Annotated in this window: 8 protein-coding genes; all 8 read right to left on the reverse strand. The window is 59.7% G+C overall.

Annotated elements, in window-relative coordinates; all coding sequences use genetic code 11:
* Positions 1-5 precede the first annotated feature (5 nt).
* Positions 6-2,459 (reverse strand): prolyl oligopeptidase family serine peptidase, encoded by a 2,454-nt coding sequence (locus tag DX909_RS08450; RefSeq protein WP_128544708.1) that lies wholly within the window; start codon positions 2,457-2,459, stop codon positions 6-8.
* Between the two features lie 9 nt (positions 2,460-2,468).
* Positions 2,469-3,908, reverse strand: a complete 1,440-nt coding sequence (locus DX909_RS08455) for an alpha-L-fucosidase (RefSeq protein WP_128544709.1) — start codon at positions 3,906-3,908, stop codon at positions 2,469-2,471.
* A gap of 21 nt (positions 3,909-3,929) precedes the next feature.
* On the reverse strand, positions 3,930-5,270 hold the full coding sequence (locus DX909_RS08460; protein ID WP_128544710.1) for a vanadium-dependent haloperoxidase: 1,341 nt from the start codon (positions 5,268-5,270) through the stop codon (positions 3,930-3,932).
* Positions 5,267-8,629 (reverse strand): VCBS repeat-containing protein, encoded by a 3,363-nt coding sequence (locus DX909_RS08465; protein ID WP_128544711.1) that lies wholly within the window; start codon positions 8,627-8,629, stop codon positions 5,267-5,269. The genes DX909_RS08460 and DX909_RS08465 overlap by 4 nt, the downstream gene beginning before the upstream one ends.
* Positions 8,630-8,725: 96 nt before the next feature.
* Positions 8,726-10,306 (reverse strand): SusD/RagB family nutrient-binding outer membrane lipoprotein, encoded by a 1,581-nt coding sequence (locus tag DX909_RS08470; RefSeq protein WP_128544712.1) that lies wholly within the window; start codon positions 10,304-10,306, stop codon positions 8,726-8,728.
* 25 nt (positions 10,307-10,331) lie between these two features.
* Positions 10,332-13,421 (reverse strand): SusC/RagA family TonB-linked outer membrane protein, encoded by a 3,090-nt coding sequence (locus tag DX909_RS08475; RefSeq protein ID WP_128544713.1) that lies wholly within the window; start codon positions 13,419-13,421, stop codon positions 10,332-10,334.
* A gap of 435 nt (positions 13,422-13,856) precedes the next feature.
* Complete coding sequence (locus DX909_RS08480) at positions 13,857-14,630, reverse strand: SDR family NAD(P)-dependent oxidoreductase (RefSeq protein WP_128544714.1); 774 nt, start codon at positions 14,628-14,630, stop codon at positions 13,857-13,859.
* Between the two features lie 24 nt (positions 14,631-14,654).
* On the reverse strand, positions 14,655-16,322 hold the full coding sequence (locus DX909_RS08485) for a UxaA family hydrolase (protein WP_128544715.1): 1,668 nt from the start codon (positions 16,320-16,322) through the stop codon (positions 14,655-14,657).
* Positions 16,323-16,382 lie beyond the last annotated feature (60 nt).

A 16,382-nucleotide genomic window follows, 5' to 3' on the forward strand; every position in this document is an offset into this window, starting at 1 on the left:
CCTTCTCACTTCCACCCGACCATTTCCCCGCCTTCCAGCCGCCACCGGTTGTCGAAAAAGCCGGTTTTGCGGACGCCCTTGATGCCGTCTTTCACCATGTCGAGGCCGAAGATCATGTAATCCGGAAACCCGCTTCCGCCCGCAAAATACTGGTTGGCGTCGGCGGCTTTCATGCCCGGCAGGCCGCTTCCCGCAATCACCGCCACCGAGGCCGTCGGGCTGTCCGGGCGGGGCCAGGTGAAGTAGGCACTCAGGTCGTCGCCGGTGAGCCTCTCCCCTCCAACCGTCACCTGCCCCCGGCTGACCTGAATCGGGCAGTCGGCCAGCAGGCGGTTCCAGGCGCGGTTCGTGGTCGCGTTGCCGATCAGGACGACGCCCCGGTCGGGATACTGACGCGGATCGAACTCCCGGTCGGAGACGATATCGACGGCGCCGTTGCCCCGGTAATACCAGGTTTCGGCGTCATACCGGGCCTTGTTGTAGGCCCACTCGTTCTCCTCCGGCTTTCCGGCCGTGCCGTAGACGAACACCATCCGGTGGTTGAACGGCTCCTTGAACGTTCCGTAGCGATGGGGCCCCTTCCGGGTCACGGCCGGCTTTTCACCCGGCTCCCATCCCGCTTTTTTTGCCAGATAAATGGTTTCCCCGGCTGTTTTAATCCCATACCGGACCGGATTCTGCCCGTCCAGCGCCAGTGAAACCGTATCTCCGGGGGCAAAATCGGCCAGGCTGACGGCCAGCAGGCTCACGTTCTCCGTGATGCCCGAAATCACCTTTTTCTTTTTATCTCTCCTGAGCTGCACCCGGCTGTATTTCAGCGGGCTGACCTGCTGCTCGATGGAAATCCAGCGCATTTTTGAGGAAATACCCGGATTCGCCGTCGTAAAGTCGATGACGTTCACCGCGCTGTCGGCCGGGATACGGTGCCAGCGGAAATAATCAAACAACGGCTTCCAGTCGACGCTGTGGTTGCCGTACCAGTGCGAACCGCCGGGGTATTCGTAATGCGTAAAATCCGGGTGAAACGTGCCGAGCATCTTCCGCATCTGCCGGGCATATTCGACCGAAACCGTGCGGTCGCTGTCGCCGTGCAGGATGTAGACCCCCAGCGGTTTATAGTTCGTCGCGAGGGAAATCACATTGCTGGGCGAGCTGGCCCTCAGCAGAAGCTTCTCGACCGCCGTGCCGCCCTCTTCCGGGATCTTGCCGTCGTGGGAGCCGTAGCCGGCCAGGGTCGGGTAACCGGCGCAGGGGGCAATGGCGGCCCAGTTGCCGGGAAAGGTCGCGCCCAGATACCAGGTGCCGTGTCCGCCCATCGAGTGGCCGGTCAGGTAGATGCGCTCCGGGTCCGGCCTGAACTGTTTCTTCGCCAGTTCAAATACTTCCAGGGCGTCGAGCCGGCCCCAGTCCTCCCAGTTGAAGCCGCGCGGCCGCCGGTTGGTCGGCGCCACCAGAACGCCCCAGTCTTTGGATTCGTAGGCACGCGCCTGCCCGATGGCCTCCACTCCGGCACCGTGTACCGACAGGAAAAAGGCGGGCGGGGTGCCGTCCGGTTTGCTCTGCGGAGCCACTCCGAAATACTGCACGCTGCCGTCGATGGCGCTGATGAATGTCTGGGCAAAATGCTGCTCCGGCCCGACCACCGACAGGGAAATTTCCTTCTCATCCGCCTGCTTTCCTCCGTGCAGCAACGCGAGGGCGGCTTTGGCCGTTCCCTTCTCCTGGACGCCCGACACATCCATCCGAAACCCGACTTTCCGGGTCGTCATGGGCGGCACGGCAGGCAGGTCGGTCAGAAGGTCTTTTCCGGCCAGACGGCTGCGCATTTTCAGACCGGTAAGCGGTTTGGCGGTGGTATTGACGACCACCACGGCCCCCCAAAGCGGTTCATTCTGCCGCCCGATCACCACGCTGGGCAGAGTCGGGTCGTCCACCGAAAGCAATACCGGCTTTTCGGGAAAAACCAGCTTCGCCGTCAGGCCCTGAAAGCGGGAGAACTGCGAAGTCCGGACGTAAATTTCGTTGAGCCCTTTCTTCAACCGAACCGGAACCACCATCCAGCCGCCGGCGTAGGGGTCCCCCGCATGGGGCGTCCCATTGAAATACAGCATGTTGTGACCGGTGGCGTGCAGCAGGGCCGTCTGCTCGCGATCCGAAGGATACGTCAGGTAGAGGTAGCCGTTATTGAAAGACCGGCCCCGGAACTTGTTCTCCTTATCGGCCGTGACGCCCTGCCATTGCAGTTCTTTGGGGGCCCCGGTTACCAGCGGTCGGTCCGCTTCCGGTTTGGGCAGGCTGCCCCGGTACAGGTGATACGCCAGCAGGTCGGTATACAGGGCCTCCCGGCCGTACTGGTGGCAGGGCCCCACCATCAGTCCGTAGGTGAACGGATGCTCGCGCTGGGCGCGGGCGGCAAAAGTCAGAAGGAAAAGGGTCAGGAACAGGATGTGGTTTTTCATAACGCTGCGTTACACGATTTTAAATACCCAGACCGGCTGCCCGGCCAGCTGCTGACGGACTTTCTCGGGAATGACGACCTCGACGGCGTCCCCGGTTTTTTTCCACTTCAACGCCTGTTTCGTACCCAGAAGCGTCAGGGCGGCTTTTGGCCCTTTCGGCACCACCGGCAGGGTCACCGTGGCCGGCAGGGTAGTTTCGTTCTCCGTCGGAAGGTAAGAGGCATAGGCGGCTTTGTCGTTCCGGGTAAACGCCCACTGGTCCCGGCGGTAGGGGGCCATCGGCTGCGTGCCGTACACCGACTCGCCGTTCGTCTGAATCCAGGCACCGATCTCCTTCAGGCGGCCGTATGCCTCCTCGTGCCATTCGCCGTCCGGACCGGGGGCGATGTTCAGCAGCAGGTTGCCGTTTTTCGATACCACATCCACGAGCGTCTGCACCAGCCGGCGCGAAGATTTGAAGTTTTCTTTCGGAACATACGACCAGCTTTCGCCCATCGTCATGCAGGTTTCCCAGGGAATCGGCATATAGTGATCCGGGATCTGCTGCTCCGGCGTCGCATAGTTCTCGAACTCGCCCGAAACCGTCCGGTCCACGACCAGCAGACCGGGCTGGTGGCTGCGGGCCATGCCGGCGATGCGGGCCATGTCGATATCCTGGCTGTAGGGAATGGTCCGCTGCCAGCTCACGGTGCTGTCGATGGTGCCGGCGGGCCGTACCCAGCCGCCGTCGAGCCACAGAATATCCACGTTTCCATAGCCCGTCATCAGTTCCTGAATCTGGTTGTAAGTAAAGTCGGTATATTTTTTCCACATCTCCGGGTATTTCTTCGGATCGTAGCTGACGTTCCGGTCTTTCGGCGGGAAGTAGGGCCACCAGTACGAATCGACGTTCCAGTCGGGTTTGGAGAAATACGTGCCGACCAGGAAACCCTGGCTGCGGAAGGCGCCCAGAATCTCCTTTGTGACGTTGCTGCGGGGGTTGGACGAGAACGGCGTGCGGGAACTGGTGATCTTGTAGTCGGTCTGTTTCGAGTCGAACATGCAGAAGCCGTCGTGATGCTTGGTCGTGAAGATCATGTACTTCATGCCGGCGGCTTTGGCGGCTTCCGCCCAGCGTTCGGGGTTGAAGCGGGTCGGGTTGAACGTGGTCTGGAGGGCTTCGTACGCCTTCTTGTAGTCGTACCAGTTGCCGGAGGCCGGTCCGCGACGCACGCACCAGCCCTCATCTTCCGGGCAGAGCGACCAGCTTTCGACCACGCCCCACTGGCTGTAGGTGCCCCAGTGCATCAGCAGACCGAATTTGACGCCCTGCCACTGGGTCAGTTTCTTTTTGACCTCCGCATCGGAGGGCCAGACATACTTCGAATGGTTCTGCTCGGAATGCTGCTGGGCAAAAGCCTGAATAGCCAGGAAAACACTGACGGTGAGTGTAAGAAATCTGTACTTCATAACGGGTTAGTTAATGACCTGTCAACGACTGCCTAATCCCTCAGGGGATTTCAGTCCCATTTTGTCCAGCACATACCGCCCGATCCGGCGGCCCTGCACGGCCCCCTGTTCGATGGAATCCCGGAAATGGATGCCGCCGTACAGCCGCGACACGGCGGCTTCCTGAGCCGCCTGCTCAAACGAGCGGTACGAGCGCTTCGGAATACCGAACTCCTCCTCCACCGTGTCGGTATAGGCCACCGGCCCGCCCGCCAGCGCCGTCAGCACGGTCGCCACGGAAGCCGAGATGACGCTGTGGCCGCTCGTGTATTCGGGGAAGGGGGGCGTCTGGAGCATCGGCCGCCAGTTGCGGTCGAGGTGCTGGTTGATGAACGTTTCCGGCCGGATGCGGTGGCTGTGGTATTTCTCCTCCCAGCAGGAGATGAAAGCGTCGGCCATCGTCAGCCCGACCAGCGTATGCCAGCGGACGGTTTCGGCCAACGACAGCTTTTTCTGGGTGCAGACGATGCCGGTAATGCCCATCCAGTGACCGCCGGGCGTAATTTTCTTGGTTCCGAAGCTGACGTGGCCTTTCTGGTTCAGGAAGAAGGGGTTACAGTCCCAGAAGCTGGCGATGTGGCGCTGTTCGGCGGTCAGTGCGCGGGTGGTGTCGAACACTTCCTTCGCCAGCGCAAAGAATTTCGAGTCGGGTTTCTCGTCATAGGGTACCGGCGGGGCCGGGCGGAAACGGGCCACGCTGTCGAGCAGGAACGGCCGGAGCGTCGCCCAATAGGGTTCGTAGGCTTCGGAATAGGCCGGGGGCGTCGGCGCCCAGGCACCTTTATCCGTCAGGGGCGTATAGCGCAGGTACCCACTGGTTTTGATGTAACCGTCTTTGGCGGCATACTGCACGATTTTCTTCACCAGACTGTCGGCATAAGCCCGGGTCGCCTGAAGATTCGCGTCGCTCAGCTTATACCGGCTTTTGGCCTCCGCGACCAGCTCGTTCCGCGCTTTTTCGAGCAGATACCCCGAGGGCAGCAGTTCCTCCCCCGTCCGCAAAACCGCATAGAGCGTCCCGAACCGAAGGTCGATGCGGGCATCCGGGTCGCGCCGGGTCATGTTAGGGTAACTGCGGAGCGTAGCGGCAAAATCGGCGTACTGAGCCGGCCGCTGCTGCTGGAAAACCAGTTCATAAGCCGCCAGATTGGCGTAGGCGTAATACCGGGCCGACGCGCAGGGACCCGTCACGTCGTTGACCATCACATCGGTCAGCTTTTTCAGGACTTTGGTATAGGCGGCCGCATCGGTTTCCACCGGCGGGTGGCTCCATCCGGGTATACCGATGAGGGTGAAGGCGATGAAAATCAGAATGCGTTTCATGGGTTCCCCGGCTTTTGATAGACCTCGATGGTTTCGTTGTTTCGACCGAACAGAATCTTCACCCCGGTTCCCTGTTTCAGCACCAGAATATCCCGGACGTCGCCTTTCACCCGGAAACCGGACTGCGTCTGCGGCACATACGAAAACCGGCACTGCCCCTCGTTGCGGAACAGCATGCCATAGTTCGCATCCATCTTCCCGATCCTGATCCGGGTGTGCGACTGATTGCCGCCCAGCAGCAGGTCCTTGCGGCCGTCGCCGTCGTAATCGAACAGGGCGATGGCATATACCGGGGCAAACTGGGCCTCGACGGGCAGTTCGTGCGAGACGAAGCCGCTGCCGGTATTTTCCAGCAGAACTGAAGCGAAGGCCGTCGCCCGGAGCGTATCGGCTTTGTTCAGCTGTTCGGGTGTCAGGATTTCCTTCAGGGTCGCGCTGGAATAGGACTCATAAGTCGGGAATTTCCGGCGGAGCGGAAAGAGCTGATTCAGAGCCTCGTCCCGGCTGACGAGCGGGTAAGACCGGCCCTGGATGTAGTAGCAAAGGAACGGGTCCACGGCCTCGTTCTGGTCAAAATCCCCGTACACCATCGTCACCGGCTCTTTGTCGGTCGGTTTCATCTGGCAGTTACGACCGAAATTACCGACCACCAGATCCAGGTCACCGTCGTTGTCGAGGTCGTCGGCTTCAATGCGGTTCCACCAGCCGGGGCCGGGGGAATTGTTGAGTGATGGAATGGTTGAATGATTGAATTTCTGGCCGTTGGCGTTTTTGAGGAGGGTGACGGGCATCCATTCTCCGGCGAAGACGAGGTCGGGCCAGCCGTCTTTGTCGGCGTCGAAGGCCACGGCGTCGGTTACCATGCCGATTTTAGTCAGGAAGGGCGCCAGACGGGCGGTTTCGTCGGTGAATTTACCCTTGCCGTCGTTCACCAGCAGGCGGCTGCTGACGGGTTCGGGATAGCGGCCCGGCACCACCCGCCCACCCACGAACAGGTCCTGATCGCCGTCTTTGTCGAAATCGAAAGCCACCGCGCAGGCATCGCTGATCATTTCGCCCGGCAGCCCCTCCGCCGAGCGTGTGAATTTCCCCCGACCGTCGTTGAGGTAAAGCCGGTCCTGAAGCAACAGGTCCTCGGCCAGATAGGCAAAACCGCCACTGACCACGTAAAGGTCGGCATCGCCGTCGCCGTCGGCATCGAAAAACAGGGCGTCGGTGTCCTCATACATCTTGTCGGCTTCGAAAGCCGGCTGCGGCATTGCCTGAAAACCGCCGTTCTTCTGCTGAAGGAGCAGCGTTCCGGGCTGGCCTTTGGCTCCGGCGGCATACAGGTCCGTCAGCCCGTCGCGGTCGACGTCGGCCTGGGCCAGATGCGGCCCCTGAAAAGACAGCATATTCGGGATCAGCAGCTGCCGCTTGAAGTCGTTGTATGTGTCCTCCGTATGGCGGTAAGGCAGCGTATCGGCGACGGCTTCCGTAAACACCGGCTGGGGAGCCGGTTTCGACTGGGGGTCTCCGGGCTGTGCGTCCTCCGGTTTCAGGATCAGTTTCTGGTTCGATTTCACCTGCCGCAGCACCTGCACTTTCCGGTCGGGCCAGACCACCCGGACGCTGTCGATCATCGCGGCTTTTCCGACGCCGAAATGCAGGGGCATATACATGGCGGACTGGAAACCGCGCGAGGGCTGAAACTCCTGATACTGCATGGCTCCGCCCGTGTACACCCACACTTTCGTACCGGCGGACAGGGTAGCCGGGCCGGGGCCGGGCTGTATCTGGAGATACCGGGACTCGACGGTCCAACTGTCGTTGCGGTAGATGGAAGCGGGGGCGTTGATGTTGCTGGTGATGATTTCGAGGTCGCCGTCGTTGTCGAGGTCGGCGTACACCGCCCCGTTCGACAGGAATTTCTGGTCCATCCCCCACTCCTTCACCCTGTTTTCGAAGGTGAGCCGGCCGTTGTTGCGGAAGATGTAATGCTGCGTCTGTGAGGAGGGCATCTGCTTCAGGATGTCCATCATGGCCGTCGGGCTGCCTTTGGCGGCTTTCAGGTTCTGATCGGCGTAGAACTTCATGAAGTCCATGTTGGTGTAATCCCGCAGGTAGCCGTTGGTAATGTAGAGGTCCTTCCAGCCGTCGTTGTCGAAGTCGGCCACGAGCGGGGCCCAGCTCCAGTCGGTATTGGAAACGCCCGCCAGCTGGCCAATTTCACTGAACTGCGGCAGGGCCGGTTTCCCGGTTCCCTCCTGCCCCCGGCCGATGACGCCGGTATTCAGCTGAAGCATGTTGCGCATGAGCTGGTGGTAGAAGCCGTTCCGGAGCATGTTCTGGTAGACCTCGTAGTTTTCGGGGCCGTAGAGCAGCTTCTGCCGCCGGTTGTCTTCAGGCAGCATGTCGAGCGTGAAAATGTCGGGCCAGCCGTCGTTGTTGACGTCGACCACCTCGTTACCCATCGAGAAGTAGCTCAGGTGTCCGACGGCCTGATCGAGCTGGTCGGTAAAGTGGCCGTTGCCTTCGTTGAGGTAGAGGTAATCCTGTTCGATGTAGTCGTTGGAAACGTAGAGGTCGGGCCAGCCGTCCTGGTTGATGTCGGCGACGGCGATGCCCAAACCGAAGCCGATGGGGTTGCCCCTGATGCCGGCGGCTTCGCTGACGTCGATGAATTTTCCGTTGTCGTTCCGCAGCAGCCGGTCGCCGGCGAACTCGTCGCGCATAGCCTTCACGGCGGCCGCATCGAAACGTTTGAAGTCTTTGATGTTGTGGTTCAGCAGGTAACAGTCGAGGTCGCCGTCGCGGTCGTAGTCGAAGAAGGCGGCCTGGGTGCTGAAGGTGGGAAGGTCGAGGCCGTACTGGGCGGCTTTTTCGGTAAACGTCACGGTCCGGGGGCTGCCGGGAGTAGCGGTTTTGGCGGGTCCGTTATTGACGTACAGGCGGTTTTTGCGGGTTTCAGGCGCTCCGCTGCCGGAGTAGCAGACGTAAATGTCGAGCCAGCCGTCGCGGTTGATGTCGACCAGCGTGACGCCGGTTTTCCATCCGGAACCTTTTCCGATGCCGGCGGTCGGGCTGACGTCGCGGAATTTCAGGTTGCCGAGGTTCAGGTAGAGCCGGTCGGGCACCATATTTCCGGTAAAGTAGAGGTCGGGCAATCCGTCGTTGTTGAGGTCACCGACGGCCACCCCTCCGCCGTTGTAGAAGTACTCGTAGGCGAGCACGTTGGCGTTTTCCGTTTCGGTCAGCCGGTTGGTGAAGGTAACGCCGGTCTGCCGCGGATCCAGGAGGGAGAACTGGGCCAGTGACGCGTGAAATCCCATCAGCAGGAAAACCACCGCACAACGCATCCGGGCCGATCGGAACTTCATGAGTACCAAAGAAGAGAAACGCTTCATTATAAGGCCGGAATGCCGCCCATGACAGCGGCATTCCGACCTGTAAGTTACGCAAATCCGTTCAGATAATTACTGTTTGTCCCACCAGACGCGGGTCGTGAGCAGATCCGGGCCCTGAGCCGCTACGGCCGCGTTGTACTGGGCCGCATTTTTGCTGGCTTCGGAAGCCGGATACCGCAGTCGGCGCGGAATCACGCCACCCGTATCGTTGCCGGGGTAGTTGGTCGGTTTCAGAACCGGATACCCCGTCCGGCGCCAGTTGGCGTAGGCTTCGTAGGAGTTCAGGAAGTTCACTGCCCAGTACTGGGTAGCGATCTGCTCCAGCTGCTGCGCCTGCGTGCCGGCCACGAAGGGATGCGCCGTCAGGTACGCCGTGATGGCCGCGTCGGAGATGGTTCCGCCGTAGAGCGACATCATCTTCATGGCCGCCGTGACGCCCTTGTTGTAATGCTCGGCGGTTTTGCCGTCACCCCAGCCGCGCAGGGCGGCTTCGGCCAGCAGGAATTCCACCTCGGCGTAGCTCTGGAACACCGTCGGAGCGCCGTTGCCGGCGATCTTGTTCAGGTTGGCCTCCGAGTATTCCGTCAGCGAGTTGTCGTTCCAGGCCGGGATCAGCGTCTTGATCGTCGTGGCGTCGTAGCCGTTCGGCAACCCTTTCTGTTTGGCCGGAGTGGTGGAAGCGGCTTCCTTCGTCGGGTCGGCGTTGCCTTCCCAGGTCGTGGCGATAAACGGCAGTCGCGGATCGTTGTTGTTCTTCAGGAAGTTGACGAACGTCTCGCTCAGCTTGCTGTTGGCTTTCCCTTTCAGGTTGGCGGCATCGTATTCCTGCGTTCGGAGCGTGTTGCTGTCGAGGTTGCGCTTGTTGTCGTCCCCTTCGGCGTGGTTGACCTTCGCCAGGTCGTCGTTGCTCTGCATCACCCCGCCGGCAATGGCCTTCTTCACGAACTGTTCGGCTTTGGCCGGATCGACCTTGGTCAGGCGCATGCCCAGCCGCAGCATCAGCGAGTAGGCGAACTTCTTCCACTTCGTCACGTCCCCGCCATAGAGGATGTCGGCCGATTCGTAGGTGGTTTTCGACGGATTCAGTGCCTGTGCGGCCTGGTCGAGTTCGTTCAGCATGTCGGCGTAGATGTCGGCCTGCTTGTCGTATTTCGGAGAATAGATCCCGCCCAGGAAGCCTTTGGCGGCTTCGGTATAGGGAACGTCGCCGTAGAGGTCGGTGATCCGGTGGTAGCCGAATACCCGGAAGATGCGGGCTACGTTGTACAGGTTCGACTGCTCGGGAACGTCTTTCGTCAGCGAGATGATCTGCTCAAGCTCCTTCACGTGCGCCCCGTAGGCCGTCTCGAAGAACGCATCGGAATACGGCGCGTTGTACAGGTACTTGTCACCCGACCAGTAGGTGGTCAGGGAAGCGAAGTGCTGCACCAGGGCCCCGGCGTAGATGAGGTTGCCGCGGTGGTTTTCGTACCCTGTCCCGGCGGTTTTCACCACGCTGAAAGAGAACAGGTTCGGGATGACGGGATCGGTCAGCGCGTTCGGGTTGGTGTTCAGTTCCTCAAACCCGTTATCGCAGGAAGACAACAGCAGACTCGCGGTCAGAACGGTCGTCAGGATCGGCAGTCGTTTGCTTTTAATATGTTTCAACATGATGAATTAGTGTTAAAATCGGTCCTTAGAATCTGACCATCAGGTTTAAGCCGTAGCTGCGGGCCGGCGGTACGCCGAACATCTCCAGACCCTGGGCGTTGCCGCTGTTGTAGGTCGATTCGGGATCGACGTTGGGCACTTTGCTGTACAGCAGCAGCAGGTTCCGGGCCACGAGCGAAATGCTGGCCGACTGGATCGGCGTTTTGCCGAGGATCGATTTCGGCAGGTTGTAGCCGAAGGTCAGCTGGCGCAGTTTGGCGAAGTCGGAGCTATACACGAACTCGTCGGTGATACCGGTGATTCCCTTGTAATAGTCCTGCACGTCCTTGGCGGCAAACGTCTTCGTGAAGGCGTCGCCGGTGGGGGTAACCCCCGTGACGGTCAGGCCGGATTCCCGTCCTTCGAGGGTCCGTTTGGTCAGACCGCTGCTGGTGCCGTACACGTTGGTGGCGCTATACAGTTTAGCTCCGAATTTGGCATCCACCAGGAAGCTCAGCGAGAAGTTCCGGTAGGTGAAGGTGTTGGTCAGACCGGTCGTGATCGGCGGCACCCCGCGGCCCAGTACCGTAAACTCGCTGCGCATCGGAACCCCGTTCGCCGGGTTGTAGACCACGTTGCCGTTGGCGTCGCGCATCATCCGGTATCCGGCCAGCATCCCGTAGGGCTGCCCCTGGAAGTGGTAAATGTAGGCGCTCTGCGTCCGGGCTTCATCCAGCTGCAGCCGGTTCAGCTGGTCGGAGATCTTCACGACCTTGTTGTCGTTGAAGGCCAGGTTGTAGCTGACGTTCCAGGTAAAGCCGTTGGGCGTTCTGACCGGCGTTCCGGTCAGCAGCACCTCAATTCCTTTGTTGACCACCTCGCCGACGTTCACCAGCACGCTGCCGTAGCCGGAAGCGGACGAGGTGGAGGCCGATACGGGGTCGTTCTTCGTCACCCGGTTATACCAAGTCAGGTCGACGCCCAGGCGGTTGTTGAACAGCTTCGTTTCCACCCCGATTTCGGTGGTGGTCGAGGTGTTCGGCTGGAGCTGCGGGTTCGGAATCTGGCCGCCGTTGACGCGCATCAGGGGCACGCTTCCCACATACGAGTTGCCTTCCAGAGCGTAGGTCAGGTTCAGGGCGTACGGGTTGGGGTAACCACCACCGACCTGGGCCACCGAAGCCCGGACTTTCCCGTAATTCAGCCAGTTGCCTTTGTTGTTGATCACGTCGGAGAAGACGAAGCTCAGACCGGCCGAGGGGTAGAACAGGTTGTTGTTCTCCTTCGCCAGCGTCGAGAACCAGTCCTGGCGGCCCGTCAGGGTCAGGAACAGCACGTTCTGGTAGCCGATGTCGGCCGAGGCAAACAGCGAGTTGATGCCGTAGGCGCTGAAATCGTAACCCGGGGTCTTGTTGATCAGGTTGTCGAGGAAGTAGTTGAACGGTACGTTGAACTGGCTACCGTTGAATCGCATGTTCTCCGTCGACCGGCGCATGCGGTTTCCGCCGGCGATGGCGTTCACCGACACGGCACCGAATTCCTTATTGAAACCGACCAGCACTTCGGCGTTGGTTTCCTGAATCTGCGACTGGGTCCGGCTCATGCTGCCCCGGGTCGAGTAGGCCAGGCCCGTCGGTTCGAGGTTCATGAACTTGAGCTGGTTGTTGTCCGTACCGACGCGGCCCCGTACATACAGCCAGTCGGTGACGTTGTAACGCAGGCTGAACGAGCCGAGGAAACGGTTCCGGATGTCGTCGTTTTTAACTTTGTTGACGACGAAATACGGGTTCTGTGAGTAAACGTTGGAGTTCCAGAGTTCTTCGTAACCCCGCTCGTCGTAACCCGGGTCGAGGGAGCGGATGTCGACGTTGGTCGCGATCATGTGCACCGCGTAGTTCGGGTTTTTCGGCGTATCGGAAAGGAACGTCCGGTTCTTGCCTTCTTCCACGTTGTACTGCGCCACGCCTTCGAAGATCACCTTTTTGGACAGGTTGGCCGTGGCGCTGAAGTTGAACGACTTCCGGTTGAAGCCGGAGTTCTGGATGACGCTTTTCGAGTCGAGGTTGGAGGCCGAGAAACGGAAGTTGGCCGTTTCGTTGCCGCCCGCCACCGCGATCGTGTTGGTGAAGGTGCTGCCGTTGTTATAGAAGTTCTTGATGTTGTCTTTCTGCGCGACGTACGGGCGAGCCACGCCGTCGAACTGCACCACCTGCGAACCGTCCAGCTTCGGACCCCACGACTGAACGCCCATCGAAACGGCTTCGTCCTTCGAGGTCGGTTTCAACTGGCGCAGGCCGGAGCCGTATTCATACTGCCAGTCGGTCAGGTTCATCGGGCGGTCGAGGGTATAGGTGCCGTTGTATTCGACCCCGATGCCCTTCTGGCCTTTCCCGGTTTTGGTCGTAATCAGGATGACCCCGTTGGAAGCGCGTGAACCGTACAGAGCGGCTGCCGTCCCCCCTTTCAGGACCGAGATGGTTTCGATATCGTCCGGGTTGATCGAGTTCAGACCATCGCCGGTATCGTAGCCACCCCACATTCCCGCCGAGTTGACGTTGGTGTTGTCGATGGGTACGCCGTTGATGACGTACAGCGGCTGGTTGTTGCCGCTCAGGGAGCCGTTCCCGCGGATGATGACCCGGCTCGAACCGCCCGGGCCCGTTGCCGTGCTGGTGGCGTTCAGACCGGCCACTTTCCCGGAGAGGGCGTTCCCGAGGTTGATTTCGCGGGCCTGGGTGAAGTCGGAACCCTTCACTTCCGTGACGGAATAACCGAGGGCTTTCTTGTCCTTGGCAATCCCGAGGGCCGTCACGACCACCTCATCGAGGGTTTTGTCGTCGATTTCCAGCACCACATCGATCGTGTTCTGGTCGCCGACCGTAATGTTCTGCGCCACGTAACCGAGCGACTGGACGACCAGGACGTCGCCTTTGCCGGCATTGATCGTGTAACGTCCTTCGGCGTCGGTGATCGTTCCGCGGGTCGTACCCTTGATCAGGATGTTGGCACCCGGTACCACCTCTTTGTTGACGTCGGATACTTTTCCCTGCACCGTGACCTGCTGGGCCACGGCCGCATGCAAACTCAGAAAAAGCAGGGCCAGAAAAAGGGTAAACCTGTTCTTACATCGTTTCATTGTTGATTAGGTTGATTGTTGAAAAATTACGCGGGTTTTACGGGTAATACATCGACTAAACCGACTGGAACAGCCGGCGTTTTTCCAGGCAGGTTACTCATGATCTACAAATACTATGGTCCGGCAAAAGGGAGTTTTGTACCAATTATCGTCTTTTTATTGAAAAACGGCCGTAGAAAATTTTGCCGGATGTATCAGTGAGGCAAATATATTCCTTTTTTAAAAAATTTAATAATTAAAGAAACAATTTTAAAGAATTATGAATTTTTCATCCTTCCAATAACATATTGCACTATACCGCTTTATTGTATCATGAATGGTACTATAAGTATAATTTCTTAGTTTAATCATTACTCAGAAAACGAAAAGTGCTGATCGATCCCCGGCTTCCCGCAGGGATCGATCAGCACTTTTCGCGGTTCGGGACCGCCCGGATCAGTTGTTGAGCCGGACGAAACCCCCGTCGATGGGGTAATCGCAGCCGGTGATGAAGCCCGCTTCGTCGGAGCAGAGGTACAGGGCCAGCGCGGCCACCTCCTCGGGCCGGGCCATCCGGCCGATGGGCTGGGTCGCGGCCAGTTTGGCATACATCTCCGCTTCCCGGCCCGGATAGGTACGGGCCAGATAACCGTCGACAAAAGGCGTATGTACCCGTGCGGGGGAAATGCAGTTGCAGCGAATGCCGTCTTTCAGGTAATCCCTGGCGACGGACAGCGTCATCGACACCACGGCCCCCTTCGTCATCGAATAGGCGAAGCGCTCCGGTATTCCCACCGTGGCGGCAATCGAAGCCATATTGAGCACCACGCCCCCGCCGTTGCTTTTCAGGTGCGGAATCACGGCGAACATCCCGTTGTAGGCGCCTTTCACATTGACGTTGAACACCCGCTCGAAATCGGATTCGACCGTGGTTTCAACCGTCCCGATGTGCGACACCCCGGCGTTGTTGACCAGGATGTGGATCGGCCCGACGGCCGCGATGGCGTTCACGACCTCGACGACCTGGGCCTGGCTCGACACGTCGACGGCATGGGCGACGGCCCGGCCGCCCTTCCCGTTGATGTCTTCGGCCACTTGCCGGGCCAGGTCGGCATTGACTTCAAAGATGTGAACCGTGGCGCCGGCCTGCGCAAACAAGGTGGATATCGCCAGACCGATGCCGCTGGCTCCGCCGGTGATGATGGCAACCTTATCGTTTAAATTGAACATGATGGGTTTAGGAGAATCGGGAACTTATAGTGAAACACCTCTTTTCCAGGGAATAAAGTCATCCTGCCCCAGCTGCTGGGCTTTGGTCTGCACCTCTCCGCTCGCCAGCCGGAGGACATACTCCAGCATTTCTTCGGCGTTCTGCTCGATGGTCTGCTCCCCCTCGATGACGGGGCCGCTGTCGAAATCGATGACGTCGGGCATCCGGCGGGCCAGGGCGGTGTTGGTCGCAATTTTCACGACGGGGCAGATCGGGTTGCCGGTGGGCGTGCCGAGGCCGGTCGTGAACAGGATGACGTTCGTGCCCGATCCGGCCATGCCGGTGGTGGCTTCCACGTCGTTGCCGGGAGTGCAGAGCAAATTCAGGCCGGGCGTAGTGGCCGGTTCAGTGTAGTTCAGGACGTCGGCCACCGGGGCCGTTCCGCCCTTTTTGGCCGCGCCGGCCGATTTGATGGCGTCGGTGATCAGGCCGTCGCGGATGTTGCCGGGCGAGGGATTCATGTCGAAACCGGAACCGACAGCCTCCGCCTTCGCGGAATAATCCTGCATCAGGTCGATGAATTTCCCGGCCTTTTCGTCCGACACCGAGCGGTTGATCAGTTCCTGCTCGACGCCGTTCAGCTCCGGAAATTCGGCCAGTACGGTTCTGGCCCCAAGCGTCACCAGAATGTCCGACAGATGCCCGACGGCCGGGTTGGCCGAAATGCCCGAAAAACCGTCCGAGCCGCCACACTTCAGCCCGACGGTGAGCTTACTCAGCGGGGCGGGTTTCCGCCCGGTCTTATTTGCCTCGATCAGCCCCAGGAAGGTTTCCCGGACGGCATTGGTCAGCATGGTATACTCGGTGCCCTCCTGCTGCTCGAACATCAGCAGCGGCTTGTCGAACTTCGGATTGCGCCGACGGATTTCGTCTTCAAGCATCGACATCTGGGTGTGCTGGCAGCCGAGGCTGAGAACCGTCGCCCCGGCCACGTTCGGGTTGTTGATGAACCCGGCGAACAGCCCGCAGAGGGCGGCCGAATCCTGCCGGGTGCCGCCACAGCCCATCTCGTGGGTCAGGAACTTGATGCCGTCGACGTTCGGGAACGGTCGGGGGCGTTTCGGTTCCTGAAGGGGCCGGATGATCGACGGATCGACGAACGGCTCCATCTTCTTCACCTTGTCGAGGTCGCCTACCTTATAAAGCTGAACCAGTTCGTGAACCTGCTCGCGGTACATTTCGGGCTGGGCGTACCCAAGCTCCCGCTCGAAGGCGTCTTTCAGAATCAGGATGTTGCGGTTTTCGCAGAAAACCAGCGGCACCACCAGCCAGTAGTTGGCCGTGCCGACCTGCCCGTCGGAGCGGTGATAGCCCATAAACGTCCGGTTCCGCCATTTCGACACGTCGGGAGGCTGCCACTGGTAAGGCTGTTTTTTGTCGAGCCCGTAGCGGTCGGCGTCGTGCTTCAGATTGAAGGTGGTGATGGGCTCGCCCCGGCGGATGGGCTGCGTCGCCTTGCCGACCAGCACGCCGTACATGATGACCGAGTCGCCGGGCTGGAGATCTTCGGTCACAAATTTATGCTTTACGCCGACACCAATCGGCAACGTATAGCTATCGCCCTCGAAATCAATCTGTTCTCCCGAATTAAAATTCTGGAGGGCCACGATGACGTTATCGGCGGGGTGTACTTTGAGAACTTTATGCTGCATAGACCTTGTGAATGAGGACCCAAATCTGTGAATTATCCTTATAATTGAAAGAAAAAATTT

It is taken from the genome of Larkinella soli (assembly GCF_003703975.1).
In the GTDB taxonomy this organism is placed as follows: domain Bacteria; phylum Bacteroidota; class Bacteroidia; order Cytophagales; family Spirosomataceae; genus Larkinella; species Larkinella soli.